Source organism: Bacillus sp. THAF10, from assembly GCF_009363695.1.
Classification (GTDB): domain Bacteria; phylum Bacillota; class Bacilli; order Bacillales; family Bacillaceae_I; genus Sutcliffiella_A.
Map to the genome: position 1 here is coordinate 2,244,537 of NZ_CP045403.1, position 13,170 is coordinate 2,257,706.

The following is a 13,170-nucleotide window of genomic DNA, read 5'->3' on the forward strand; positions in this document are numbered from 1 at the left end:
TTTACTCACCCTCTCCGATACGCGTCCATCTGTCTTTATCTCTTGTTTGAAATTTATGCATCACTCGGTTATGTGCCTCTTCTAAACTGATATTTAAAGAGTTAGCAAAGCAAATCATCACAAAAAGCATGTCACCAAGCTCCTCTTCTACTGTGTTTTCTTTTTCCGTATTTTTTTTAGGTTTTTCACCATAGTAATGGTTAACTTCACGGGAAAGCTCTCCAAGCTCCTCTGTCATTCTCGCTAACATGGCAAGTGGAGTGAAATATCCTTCTTTAAATTGAGAAATATAGTCGTCTACTTCTTTTTGAAGCTGTTGCATCGTTTTATCCTTCACCAATCGTCACCTCACCTTATTATGTTAGCTAAAAGACCGTGATTTGACAAACTTTTTAGCTTTAATATTATATTTACTTCTCTTCTTTCTGTCTATTATAATGGAGTGGTTGCATTCTATTGAGATATCAGGAGGTTCCTTATGTTAAAAGGCTTAAAAGTTACAAACATTATTTATATTCTTATTGGTTCGGCTATTTTTGCATTCGGATTAGTAAATTTTAATATGCAAAACAACCTGGCGGAGGGTGGATTTACAGGAATTACCTTGTTGTTATATTTCATGTTCAACATCGACCCCTCCTATTCCAATCTTATATTAAATATACCGATATTTTTTATCGGTTGGAAGCTGCTTGGACGCAATACCTTTATCTATACTTTAATAGGTACCTTTAGTTTGTCCTTATTTTTGTGGCTGTTTCAAAGAACTCCTTTAATGTTTCCACCTTTAACCGATGATATGACACTTGCTGCTCTTTTTGCTGGTGTGTTTATCGGTATTGGATTAGGAATTATTTTCCGATATGGTGGCACAACTGGAGGAGTCGATATTATTGCGAGGCTTGCTCACAAGTATGTTGGCTGGAGTATGGGGAAAACAATGTTCTTATTTGATGCAGTTGTCATTATTCTATCCCTTATCATGTATTTATCTTATCAAGAAGCCATGTACACATTAGTCGCCGTTTTTATTGCCGCTCGTGTCATTGATTTTATGCAAGAAGGAGCATATGCAGCAAAGGGTGCTACGATAATTTCCAATAAGCATGAAGAGATTTCTGCAAAAGTGCATCAGGAGATGGATCGTGGTGTTACCATTCTAAAGGGTGTTGGTTCATTCTCGAAGATGGAGCGAAACGTGTTGTATTGCGTAGTCGCGAAAAATGAAATTGTAAAGCTAAAAAATGTCATCACATCTGTGGATCCACATGCTTTTGTTGCGGTAAGTGACGTACATGATGTGCTTGGAGAAGGCTTTACACTAGATGAAAACAAAAATCCTCTAGAGAGATAAATGGCATTTAAAAAGCCCAATTCGGATGGAATTGGGCTTTTAGTTTATGGCTGTTTTCGTAAACTTTGTTGCTACTGCGTATAGTTAAGACACCCGTAATCAACGTTGCTGTCGTGCTCTTTTCGTGAAACAAGATTTAAACATGTGGCAACTTTTCTTAGGATGCAGATTGGAAAAAGCCTTAAAGCCTACTTTTTCCGGGTTAATAGCAACAATCTTTTAGAAAAGAGCTAGTTTATTCACGATTTCCAAGGTAGATGAGAATAAATCTGGTCAGCTCCGCCACAGCAACCGCCGCCGCTGCAACATACGTAAGAGCTGCTGCATTAAGTACCTTCTTCGTTTCTCTCTCTTCATTATTGTTAATAATACCAAGAGCCACCACTTGGTCCATTGCCCTATTTGAGGCATCAAACTCAACAGGCAACGTCACTAACTGGAATAGAACCGCTACTGCCATAAAAATGATGCCAAGCAGAATAAGGTTACTAATACCAAAAATTAAACCCGCGAAAATGATAAAGAATGACATATTAGAGCCAAGGCTTGCAAATGGAACAAGGGTATGTCGAAAGCGTAAAAATGCATAGTCCTGATTATCTTGAATCGCATGTCCAACCTCATGAGCTGCAATAGCAGCACCAGCAATTGAATGACCGTGATAGTTATGGGAAGAGAGACGAATCGTTTTGGATCTCGGATCATAATGGTCCGTAAGGTGACCTCGTGTCTCTTCTACCTTCACATCGTAAATTCCATTGTCCTGCAAAATTTTTCTAGCAACCTCTGCTCCAGGCATTCCTGAGGAAGATGCTACCTTTGAATATTTCTTATAAGCGCTCTTTACCCGGGACTGTGCCCAAAGAGGTACAATTAATAATACAGCAAAGTAGATAAGATACATTCCTAATCCCATTAGTAAGTCCTCCTGCTTCATCAGTAGTCTTATTAGGATTATTTTATTGTCTGTATTTTATCCCTGTCAATCTTTTTGCTTTTTTCGTAATTCCAGCCTTCTTGCAGCGAAATATTTTCGAAATCCAACATAAAAGAGAGTCAATAAGATGATACTCCCAGTTGAAATCATGACCCAAAGTAGGGCTGGATCTGTTTCATCTTCTTTAAATTCTTTAAATAGCGCTTTTAAATCTGCCTCAATGACCTCTACATCATTGAATTCCTCTGAATGTGCCAGGAGGGCATCTCTATTTTTATCAAGATACTCCATATGAGCATCCACCTTTTGGATTTGTTCTGGCTTAATATCCATTCTGACACTCGGGTGTATCATGTCATATTCAAGCAGCAATCTTTGGTACATCTGCTGATAGGATGCTGCATCTCTAGTGTCTATTGTGTCTTTTAATTGTTGGAACGTCATGATAATAGGATCTTCCATTGCTACCCACATTGGCTGATACTTTGATGTCATGGCATCTACAACTAGCCTCATTTTTTTTAGCTGTCTTATTTTCTCCTCATGAGGTAGAGTGGTATCAGAAAGGGAAGCTAAGGTTTGTTGATGTGCAACAGAGATTATTCGCACCTCCGCCATTTGAAGCTGAGGATTCTCTGCCATCATTTTCGTGAACTCCTCTGAAAAAATTTCCAATAAATGATGTGCCTCTATATACCTTTCTGTTTGCGCCAACCATAATGCATCATCCATAATAAAATTTAACATTAACGATTGAACTTCCTCTTCATGAGAGTGTGCTTGTCCATTTATCGGAGTCCATAATGTAATGAATAGTATAATGACCAGTAACAGCTTTTGAATCATCCCATGTCCCTCCCATATTCAATACTAAATGTTATGAGGAGTTGGACAAGGTTAGAACATTAATCTAACGATAACTTGTATCGGTTTGGTCTGATTGCAAAGTAGTAGGCTACTGTAATAGAGAAAATACTCAACCAAAACGTAAAATATCCAATTTGCGGTAGATACTGCATCAAGCTTCCATAGCGGGGCATCATCTCAAATACATAGTCAATTACATCATTATGTAAAGTCCAAATTCCCGCAGCAATAAGATGCCAAACTTTAAATCGATAATAAGGACTATATAGCACAGCTTGAACCGCCATCGCACCATGGGAAAATATTAACATGTACCCTTCAATTGGCAGATAACCTGTTTCCATTAATGTTAGAATATTCATGACAACTGCCCAAATTCCATATTTAACAAGTGTGACAGTTGCCAACGCTTCCATTAAAGGGAAATTTTTCTTGAGAATAAATCCAATTAACACGAAGCAAAAGAAGAGGCTTGCTGTTGGACTATCTGGTACAAAAACTAAGAAGATTGCCGGTGTTTTTACTAACTGGACCTCATACCAAATATACCCATAGATTGTTCCAAATAGATTAATGATGAAAACCAACCAAAGTAAGATTGGTGTCTTTAATAAATGAATAAACCATGCAATCATTCTACTTCCTCACTTTATCGATTAATAGCTTCCATTATAAAAAAAGCTGGCTAAATTAGCCAGCTTTCATTTACTCTGCTTCTTCAGCAGCAAGCTTATTCATTTCAACTAAATAATCCCCAAGAATCTTAAGTTCCTCATCGTTGCCTTTGAAAATACCGGCTCCCATTTCACCAATACCTTCTTTAGCAATTTTTTGGTAATCTTCAGATGCGTAGTTAGGGTTGTCAATTAGAGATGGTGCCATACCTGGGTTTCCTTGAAGGTCATTACCATGACAAGAAAGACAGGTATTATCTTGCAGAACAGCATAGCCTTCTGCTTCCATATCAATTTCAACATCAATCTCTTCTGTGATTTCCCCTTGCTCTGCAGCTGCTTCCCAGTCATGAGAATCTACAGACTGCCAAGTTAAGAAGAAGATAGAAGCGATACCAAGTAACATCAAACCGGTTGCAATCGGACGCTTGCTTGGACGACGCTCTGGTCCACGATCCAAGAATGGAGCAAGTAACAGGGCACCAAAAGCAAGACCTGGCATAATGATTGCACCAACAAGTGTGTAATCCCCAGCAGCGAATCGATATTTAAGTAATTCATATAAGAATAAAAAGTACCAGTCTGGTAATGGAATATACGCAGTATCAGTAGGGTCTGCTACACGTTCAAGTGGAGATTGGTGTGCCACTGTTAAGCATAGGAACGCAATTAAGAATACTGCTCCAACCATCCATTCTTTCAGTAAGAAGTTTGGCCAGAAAGCTTCCGTTTTACCAGGAAACTCGGAATAATCTTTTGGAATATTAGGTTTTCGAGTTGCTGGGACACGAGAGTCACCAACAAATTTCATCCCTTTTCCTCTATGCATATAGGTTCCCCTCCTTTGTTATCAAAATAATGGTTCTTATAGCGGTCCAGAGATACCTTGTTTACGAATCATGACAAAGTGAGCTCCCATTAAACCAAATAGAGCTGCAGGTAAGAAGAAGACATGAATCGCAAAGAAACGTGTTAGTGTTTGTGCACCAACGATTTCTGGATGCCCAGCAAGTAATGTTTTTACCATGTCCCCAATTAATGGAGTTGCTGCAGCGATCTCTAAACCTACTTTTGTTGCGAATAACGCTTTCATATCCCAAGGTAATAAATAGCCAGTAAAACCAAGACCAAGCATAACGAAGAAGATAAGTACCCCTACCACCCAGTTAAGCTCACGTGGTTTTTTATATGCACCTTGGAAGAAAACACGCAGTGTATGTAAGAACATCATTACAATAACAAGACTGGCGCCCCAGTGATGCATACCGCGCACGATTTGACCGAACGCTACTTCATTTTGTAAATAATAAACAGATTCCCACGCATTTTTGATATCTGGAACATAATACATTGTCAAAAACATTCCTGATAGTACTTGAATGACTGTTACGAAGAAGGTTAATCCTCCGAAGCAATATACAAATGCGGAGAAGTGATGTGCAGGGTTTACGTGTTCAGGAACCTCATGGTCCGCAATATCGCGCCACATCGGCGTAATATCTAGTCTTTCGTCAACCCAATCATAAATCTTGTTTAACAATTATTACGCCTCCCCTTTTGGCTTCGCGCTACCTAAATACACTACTCCATCTTTCACTTCATGCACATAGACATCAAGTGGAGAAAGTGGTGGTGTATTTGGAACGTTGTTACCATTCTTTTCGTATAACCCGTAGTGGCATGGACAGAAGAATTTATCTGGGTTTTTAGGATCTGATCCCCAGTTTACCGTACAGCCAAGGTGTTTACACACTGGAGATAAAGCAACGATTTTGCCATTTCCATCCTTGTAAATCCAAGCTGTTCTTGGCTCTTCAGATTCGTACCAGGCATCCACTTGCTTAATCTTGAAAGGGAAGCTTTGCGGTTCCGCAGTTAATTCACTCTCTTCACAAACGGGTACTAAATCTTGCTCCGTACCAGCTTTTAAAACTGGGTCAATTGCAAAACGGACCATTGGCATAAGCATTCCTGCAGCCATGAAACCGCCTACACCAGTCAGGGTATAGTTTAAGAATTGACGTCTAGACACGCGATGGTTTTTCTCACTCAATTGTTTTCCCCCCTCTATAAGAAGAACTAAGTCCAATACGGACAGTAGATGATTAACACATAGAAAACTAGGACATTCTCATGATATATCAATCTTGTCCTAAGGTCAATAATCTCCTGCCTTGAAAAAATGGCAAGGTTGTGACTTATTTCTGAGAGTCTGATTTTTTTCATCCATTTCTATTGCTTTTAAAAAATTATTCTGCTAAAAGGTATACTTTAAGATTATTTTGCGCTGAAAATATTTTTTAATTCTGCCATTTTTGAATAAACATTGGGAGCAGCTGATTCATTTGGTCTTGGATGATTTTTTGTTGATATTTCTCTTCCATATCCTGCATCGGAATAGCTGGAAGCCATATTAGCTTCCCTTCAAGCTGTTGTTCATGTTGAATCCATGTGCTATCGGAGGTTAAAAGGAATACATGCTTTACTCCGCTTTCTTTCATATGAAGCGATAGAGCATGTAGGTGAGCGATTTTTTGTTCCTCTGTCAAATCTTCAGGATAGCTGTATGATGGCATGAGGATGATTCTACCTTTGAACTGGCGTTCTAATTCGTAACTTAGTATCGTTATATATTCTCCTTGGGAGGCAAGGGTTTGGATGTTTTCTTTAAAATTTATCGGAATTAAAGGAAGCACCACCGTATCAATATATTCTCTTGCTTGTACGTATTGGGAGATATCTTTGCTTGACCATTTCATCGTTTGCATTCAGCTCTTTCTACTAGGTTTTATTTGTTCTTTAACTATATGATTTGTGATTGTATAGGTCAAATATTTATACGTTTCAACACCGCCTTTAATAAAAACAAAACCCTGCCAAATCAGCAGGGTTTTATAATCTCTTTAATTGGTCTGTCAGTTTTACAAATGCTTCTTGGTCCTGACGGTCTAGGGCTTCATCAATCATTTTAAGAAGCTTTTCTTTTTGAAAGGTATAAATGGACTCCTCTAGCATACGTTCTGCTAAAATACGGTCCTTTTCGTTAATTTGGGACTGCTTTGGCATGAACGGATTATCTTCAAGAACTGCAGCATATTGTGGAGAATGATAGACCGATCTGAAATTTAATTGAATGTAAATGTCTTCATCTCGATTAAGACGGATGTCGTGGAAGGACTTTTCAGCATCTGTAGTCATGACATTTTCTTTATAGAATCGGAATGGTACTTCTTCTACACAATGGGTTGACATGATGATTCCTCTTGGACAGAACTGCGCTTGCTCAACAAAATGAACTTTCTTCATCAATTGGTCATGACTCATCAAATAGTTTAAAATCCATACACACTCTCGTCTTTTTAACTGATAGTTTCCTAAGAACCACCTTATAAAGTCCTTCTTCTCGTTGACAGATACAGGGGTAGCCACAACTATCGTCCCTCCTCTGCGTAGATTATTCGTTACTCTTGTAAATTTAAATACAAGTCTTGCCATTCTATATTAGTTGGGTCTAGTTGTATTAGCTTTTCAATAAGCGGTTTTGCTTCTTCTCGCTTTCCTTCCTCTAACAAGAAATACACATAATCATGTAGGAAGCTGCTGTCTTCTTTAAAAGAAGTATATGCATGACGGTAATGGTTTAATGCATCAGAATATTTTTCTAGGTTCTGATAAGCAACTGCAAGGTCCCAGTCATACTGAGGATCCGTTTCCCCAAACCGGATGAGCTCCTGTAGGGTATCCACCACATCGTCAAAACGCTCTTCTTGGAGGAAAAGCTTCGTTAATGTTAAAGCAGCCTCCACATATCCAGGATCTATCGCGATTGCATCACGCAACAGTTTTTCAGCTTCTGAGATATTCTGCTGCTTGATTGCAACCTTAGCTCCATATAATTGAAGCTCCTTGTTAAATTCATTCACCGTTAAGCCTTCTTTTGCTGAATGGAGACTTTCTTGAAGCATTCCTTCATGCTCATATGCTTTTGCAAGGTATAAGTAAAGGGAAGAATATTCATGATCCAATTCTTTTACCTGTTTAAGTTTTTCGATACATGTCTTAAAATATCCTGCCTGAAACGCGGTAAATCCGTACTGAAATAATACGTCAATTTTCAACTGTTTCTGCAAGGCTTGGTCATAGTATGGCATTGCTTCTTCAAATTGACCAGTAGCACTGTAACATTCGGCTAGCCTTTCCTCTATCGGGAACTCCAATTCATCAGCTTGGTTTGCAACTCTTTCATAATACGGTATTGCTTTTTTGTAATCACCTTGTGAAAGATTTAGCTCTGCTAATGCCAGGCTGATAATCGGTTCTTTTGGAGCAAGTTTTTCTGCAGAAAGTAATTTGTTTTCACTTACCTCAAAAAGTCCCTGTGCCTGATATAGGTCTGCTAACAATAGCAAGGATTGTAGGTAAACATCTTCATCGTTTGAGATATTCTCAAGAAGTGCGATTGCCTCATCCTCATTATCAAGATCGATATGAACCTCGGCAAGGGAAATAATTAAATCTGGCTCGTTTGGAAATTGGTAAAGGAGGTTCTGGAAGATTTCCTTTGCTTCCTCGAGCATACCTAACTGCTGGTATATTTGTGCTGTTTGGAACAAATCCTCTTCACCAAGCTTGGTTTCATTTTCTTTTAATAGTGCTAATCCTTTTTCGGTTTCTCCATTATCTATTAGTTCTAGTGCTTGATCTATTAGTGTATGTGACAAATTACTACCTTCCTTCGTTTAAAACTTTTCAAGTAAAAAATGGCCAGGAACACTTACCTTACATTCTTTTCCGAATCCCGGGCGAAATAATACATGATTCCCAGAATGAATAATGGTTCCATTATGCACGGTAACCTCTGGAATATGACTATCATAATCCAGATTTTGAATTGTTTCAATGATATGACCTTCTGGCACTAGATAGAGGTTATAATCTAATTCGCCACCAACTCGCAAATCTCCTTTTGAAGGATAGATACCAATTTTCATTAGGAGATCCATTTCAAGAGGAGCAGCTTCTTTCGGACAATCTCTTGAGTGGGAAAGCCTTTCATTTTTCATTACCATGTTCCACTCTTTTTTCTTTTTGTTCCGCTTTGCCGGTGAGACATTCCTTAAGCATGGCAAAAATGTTATAGGAAATTGATAAAGAGCATCCTTTATCCAACCCCAAGGTATGGAATGTAATTCAGTCTCATCCTCCAATTCTAGAAATACAGCCGCTATTTTATGACGTTTACATTGTCTTAGTAGAGAGGTGGTAAGTTTTCTAATTGGTATTCGAATAGCAAAATAAAAGTCTAAAGGACTGTTAAGCATGCTTGTCCTTGCCTTTTTTAAACGGATGCCAAAGTCGCGTTCTCGTTCTACTGAAAATAAACATAAAAGAGACGTGCAGCCCTTTTTTAAATAGTGAAGAGTAAGGTGGGTTTTGAATGGTTGAAAAGGCATGTGATCTTCCATGTCCAAAAGCATAACATGACCTGGTGTTAAGAGGTAGGAAGCAAGGTTCATTTTCATGGTACCTTTGTTAGGATAAGGATTTTCTTTCATATAATGAATCTTATGATGTTTAACATAGATGTTCGTTTGTTGGAGGTTTTTGTTTAGTTTTAGAACATTAACATCTTCCATCAAGTATTCCATAGCATCCTCCTTTTCGTTTGTCTTAAGACAAGCTATGCAGGATGCCTAGAAGATATGAATGGTAATTAATATAAGTAAAAGCCTCCATTGAAGAGGCTTTTACCGTTTATCCTTTTCGTAATTCCTCAATATGAGCAAAGAAGTCTGGATAGGACACGTTGATTGCTTCAGGGTTATTCAAGGTTGTTTCTCCTTTGGCAATAAGGCTAGCGATAGCACCCATCATGCCAATTCGGTGATCGCCATAGCTTTCTAGCTTAGCACCAGTTAACGGGGTTCTTCCGTGAATGACCATTCCATCTTCTGTGGCTTGAATATTGGCCCCAAGCTTCGTTAGCTCATTCACCACCGTGTCAATACGATTTGTTTCTTTTACCTTTAATTCCTCTGCGTTCTTAATCACAGTAGTCCCATTTGCTTGTGTTGCCATTAATGCAATAACTGGAATTTCGTCAATTAAGCGCGGGATGATGTTGCCACCAATTTCTACTCCGTGTAATGACGATGTTTCCACTGTAATATCTGCATAAGGCTCTGGACCGTTTTTTTCCTCGTTGCTATAAGAAATCTTGGCTCCCATGTTCTCTAACACTTCCAGAATTCCAGTACGAGTTGGGTTTAATCCTACCTTTTGGAGAGTTATCTTACTATCAGGTACAATCGCTCCAGCCACAAGGAAAAATGCAGCAGAGGAGATGTCACCTGGTACGACAATATGTTGATTGGACACAAGTGCTTGCCCACCCCTTATGGAAACACTCAAATCATCCCTTTCTTCCACCTCTACTCTAAATGCCCGTAGCATTCGTTCGGTATGGTCACGAGATTTAAACGGCTCTTTTACTGTTGTGATTCCATCCGCTTGGAGGCCAGCTAAGAGGATCGCAGACTTAACTTGGGCGCTTGCAACAGGGGAAACATACTCTATTGCCTGAAGCTTTCCTCCTTGAATAGAAATGGGAGTAAAGTTTCCATCTTGATTACCTTGAATTCTTGCTCCCATCTGTCTTAGGGGTTCTGTTACTCGCTTCATTGGCCTTTTAGCAATAGATTCGTCTCCAATCACAACGCTATGTAGGGATAATCCTGATAAAATACCCATCATTAACCGTGCTGTTGTTCCCGAGTTGCCGACATCTAAAATTTCGGAGGGTTCTTTTAACTTCTCAAGTCCTTCTCCGTTAATAGTCACTTCTGTCCCTGTTCTTTCTATTTTCACACCAAGCTTTTCAAAACAGCTAATGGTACTCAGGCAATCAGCACCAGGCAGGAAATTTTCTACCGTCGTTGTTCCTTTTGCCAATGCCCCAAACATGACAGAGCGATGTGAAATAGATTTATCACCAGGTATTCGGATGGTACCCGTTAAACCTGAAGCGACATCTGTTAGTTTGTTCATTTACCTCCACTCTCCGATCTACACGATATAGGTTTCATACATAGTATACTGCTTGAGACATTCTTCGGCTCTTTGTCTATCTTCCTCTGATTGGAAGCTTAAGCGTAGCACTCCATAAATTTCTTCTCTGGTCTCCATAATTCGTATATTGGTGATGCTAATCTGTTCCTTTGCTAGGTATCCAGTTATTTCGGAAATAATCCCAGGGTAATCTGGTACATCCACATATAAGTCGTAAAAAGAAGGGATTGCTCCTTTGGACTTTACAGGGAGATCATCTCTGAATTGCTTTGCATCTTGAAAAAACGTATAGAAATAGTCCTCATTTTCCATTAGAAGGTTTTGTTTGACCGCTTCCATTTGACCCATCCATTGATCTAAAAGTAAGAGGAGTGTTTCTTTATTATGCAAAAGAATATCCTTCCACATCGTAGGGTTACTGGATGCTATTCGCGTAATATCACGGAATCCCCCTGCTGCAAGTCTTGTTACAAAAGCATTTTGCTGTTGCATTTCCTCAGCCTGATGAACGAGCCCAGCGGCAACGATATGAGGAAAGTGACTGATCACACCCGCCGCAAAATCATGCTCTTCTGCAGACATCGAAACAAAATTAGCTTTTGTCCCAGCGAGCCACATTTTCGTTAAAGCCACTTCTTTATGGCTTAGTTCTGGACTTGCAGGAGTCAATACATAAAAGGCATTTTCAAAAAGATGGCTTTTAGCAGCTGTTATTCCGCTTTTGTGCGAACCTGCCATCGGATGCCCACCTATAAAGCTTACATTTTTTTGAGTAAAAAGGGTAGAAGCAAGCAACGTAAGCTTTTTCTTAGTACTTCCAACATCTGTAATAATCACTTGCTCTTTTTCATAGGTTAGCTGACTAAGCTTTTTTAACACTTCTGTTGCTTGCATAACTGGAACGGATATCACGATAAAGTCTGCTTCTAAAGCTGCTTGCTCATAAGACTCGCAATAATCATCTACTACTTTTAGTGACTTAGCAAGTTTTGCTTGTTGTTCATTGATATCAAAGCCAGTTATGTAGCTTTGAGGATGCTCTTTTTTTATTGCAAGAGCGATTGAACCACCGATGAGTCCAAGTCCAATCACTACTACTTTTCCTTTCATTTCCTTCACCACCTGCTGTTGTATCGATATGTAAATAGAGAGGAGCCTTTCTCCTCTCTACTAAATAGCCTGCTTCAATTTGTATTCTTTCAAATGTGAGATGATTTCCTCATTTTGCTCATATGTTCCAATGGTGATACGCAAGCAAGTAGGAAAACCAAGTGCTTTTCCGGAACGAACAATATATCCTTTATGCAATAAATAATCAAATAGGATATCTGAATCTGTTTCAAAATCAATTAAGATAAAGTTTCCTTCTGAAGGATAATATGCTAGCTTCGTTTCTTTACAGAATGCATAAAATTGTTCTAGTCCTTCTTTATTTTTTTTCACACATTCACGAATAAATTCCTGGTCGCTAATTCCTGCTGTTGCAGCTGCTTGAGCCATGGAGTTTGTATTGAAAGGCTCTCTTACCGGTTCAATTTGCTGTAATAACCTCTCCTGAGCTATGCCATAGCCAATACGGAAACTTGCAAGCCCATATGCTTTTGAGAAAGTACGAGTTATCAATAAATTTGGAAATTCGTTTAACCATTTTAGTGTGTCTGGGTAGTCTGAGGCTGTTACATATTCATTATAGGCCTCATCAATTACCACAAGTGTTTTCTTCGGTACTTTCTTTAAGAAAGAATATAGCAATTCTTCCTTTATATACGTTCCTGTCGGATTATTAGGACTGCACAACCAAACAATGGCAGTACGATCGTCTATTTGTTTAAGCATTTCATCCAATTGGTGGTAACCATCTAATAGAGGAACCTCTCTTATTTCCGCACCTTCAATGACAGCATTATGCTTGTATTGTGGAAAACTAGGTGTTGGCATGACGGTGTTTTTCTCTGGTGATAAAAGGGCACGGCAGATGATTTGAATGACTTCATCTGAACCATTTCCAAAAATGAGCTGTTTCTCACCAACAGAAAGATGTGCTGCCAATGCCTCCCTAAGCGTCCTTGCATACCCGTCGGGATAGGTTGCTGAAGCTGCCAGTTGTTTCAGTAAGGCACTATGAACGCTCTTGGAACAACCGAATGGATTTTCATTAGAAGCAAGCTTCACAATTTTTTCTAAGCCCAGTTCCCTTTTCACCTCATCCATTGGTTTTCCAGGCTTATAAGGCGTTAAATCTAAAAGTTGTTTTTTTACATCCATTTAAA

At 39.0% G+C, this 13,170-nt stretch carries 15 protein-coding genes; 1 reads left to right on the forward strand and 14 read right to left on the reverse strand.

All coding sequences use genetic code 11. The features are described from left to right. Position 1 precedes the first annotated feature (1 nt). Entirely contained in the window at positions 2–322 is a 321-nt protein-coding gene (locus FIU87_RS11700) for a nucleotide pyrophosphohydrolase (RefSeq protein WP_152446525.1), read from the reverse strand. Between the two features lie 156 nt (positions 323–478). On the opposite strand from FIU87_RS11700, the gene FIU87_RS11705 reads away from it, so the two are divergent. Beyond that, positions 479–1,354 carry a YitT family protein gene (locus FIU87_RS11705; protein ID WP_152444766.1) on the forward strand — a complete coding sequence of 292 codons (876 nt, stop codon included), beginning with the start codon at positions 479–481 and terminating at the stop codon, positions 1,352–1,354. A 235-nt stretch (positions 1,355–1,589) separates the two neighbouring features. Here FIU87_RS11705 and FIU87_RS11710 read toward each other — a convergent pair whose 3' ends face one another. The 13 genes from FIU87_RS11710 to hisC all read right to left on the reverse strand — a co-directional run bounded on the left by FIU87_RS11710 (position 1,590) and on the right by hisC (position 13,165). Then, positions 1,590–2,270, reverse strand: coding sequence for a zinc metallopeptidase (locus FIU87_RS11710; RefSeq protein ID WP_152444767.1), 681 nt, complete (start codon positions 2,268–2,270; stop codon positions 1,590–1,592). 66 nt (positions 2,271–2,336) lie between these two features. Then, positions 2,337–3,137: a sporulation protein YpjB gene (locus tag FIU87_RS11715; protein WP_152444768.1), complete on the reverse strand. Its 801-nt coding sequence runs from the start codon at positions 3,135–3,137 to the stop codon at positions 2,337–2,339. 59 nt (positions 3,138–3,196) lie between these two features. Beyond that, on the reverse strand, positions 3,197–3,793 hold the full coding sequence (locus FIU87_RS11720) for a lipoprotein heptaprenylglyceryl N-acetyltransferase LhaT (RefSeq protein WP_152444769.1): 597 nt from the start codon (positions 3,791–3,793) through the stop codon (positions 3,197–3,199). A 70-nt stretch (positions 3,794–3,863) separates the two neighbouring features. Beyond that, positions 3,864–4,661 (reverse strand): menaquinol-cytochrome c reductase cytochrome b/c subunit, encoded by a 798-nt coding sequence (locus tag FIU87_RS11725; RefSeq protein WP_152444770.1) that lies wholly within the window; start codon positions 4,659–4,661, stop codon positions 3,864–3,866. Between the two features lie 36 nt (positions 4,662–4,697). Beyond that, positions 4,698–5,372, reverse strand: a complete 675-nt coding sequence (qcrB, locus tag FIU87_RS11730; RefSeq protein WP_152444771.1) for a menaquinol-cytochrome c reductase cytochrome b subunit — start codon at positions 5,370–5,372, stop codon at positions 4,698–4,700. Positions 5,373–5,375: 3 nt separating this feature from the next. Continuing rightward, on the reverse strand, positions 5,376–5,885 hold the full coding sequence (locus tag FIU87_RS11735) for a Rieske (2Fe-2S) protein (protein WP_152444772.1): 510 nt from the start codon (positions 5,883–5,885) through the stop codon (positions 5,376–5,378). 247 nt (positions 5,886–6,132) lie between these two features. Continuing rightward, entirely contained in the window at positions 6,133–6,591 is a 459-nt protein-coding gene (locus FIU87_RS11740; RefSeq protein WP_152446526.1) for a YpiF family protein, read from the reverse strand. A gap of 133 nt (positions 6,592–6,724) precedes the next feature. Further along, entirely contained in the window at positions 6,725–7,261 is a 537-nt protein-coding gene (locus FIU87_RS11745; protein ID WP_152446527.1) for a ReoY family proteolytic degradation factor, read from the reverse strand. A gap of 32 nt (positions 7,262–7,293) precedes the next feature. After that, on the reverse strand, positions 7,294–8,553 hold the full coding sequence (locus FIU87_RS11750) for a tetratricopeptide repeat protein (protein ID WP_152444773.1): 1,260 nt from the start codon (positions 8,551–8,553) through the stop codon (positions 7,294–7,296). Between the two features lie 18 nt (positions 8,554–8,571). Further along, entirely contained in the window at positions 8,572–9,480 is a 909-nt protein-coding gene (locus FIU87_RS11755) for a hypothetical protein (RefSeq protein ID WP_152444774.1), read from the reverse strand. A gap of 106 nt (positions 9,481–9,586) precedes the next feature. Beyond that, positions 9,587–10,879: a 3-phosphoshikimate 1-carboxyvinyltransferase gene (gene aroA / locus FIU87_RS11760; RefSeq protein ID WP_152444775.1), complete on the reverse strand. Its 1,293-nt coding sequence runs from the start codon at positions 10,877–10,879 to the stop codon at positions 9,587–9,589. A gap of 18 nt (positions 10,880–10,897) precedes the next feature. Beyond that, positions 10,898–12,010: a prephenate dehydrogenase gene (locus FIU87_RS11765; protein WP_152444776.1), complete on the reverse strand. Its 1,113-nt coding sequence runs from the start codon at positions 12,008–12,010 to the stop codon at positions 10,898–10,900. Between the two features lie 60 nt (positions 12,011–12,070). Continuing rightward, positions 12,071–13,165 carry a histidinol-phosphate transaminase gene (hisC, locus tag FIU87_RS11770; protein WP_152444777.1) on the reverse strand — a complete coding sequence of 365 codons (1,095 nt, stop codon included), beginning with the start codon at positions 13,163–13,165 and terminating at the stop codon, positions 12,071–12,073. Positions 13,166–13,170 lie beyond the last annotated feature (5 nt).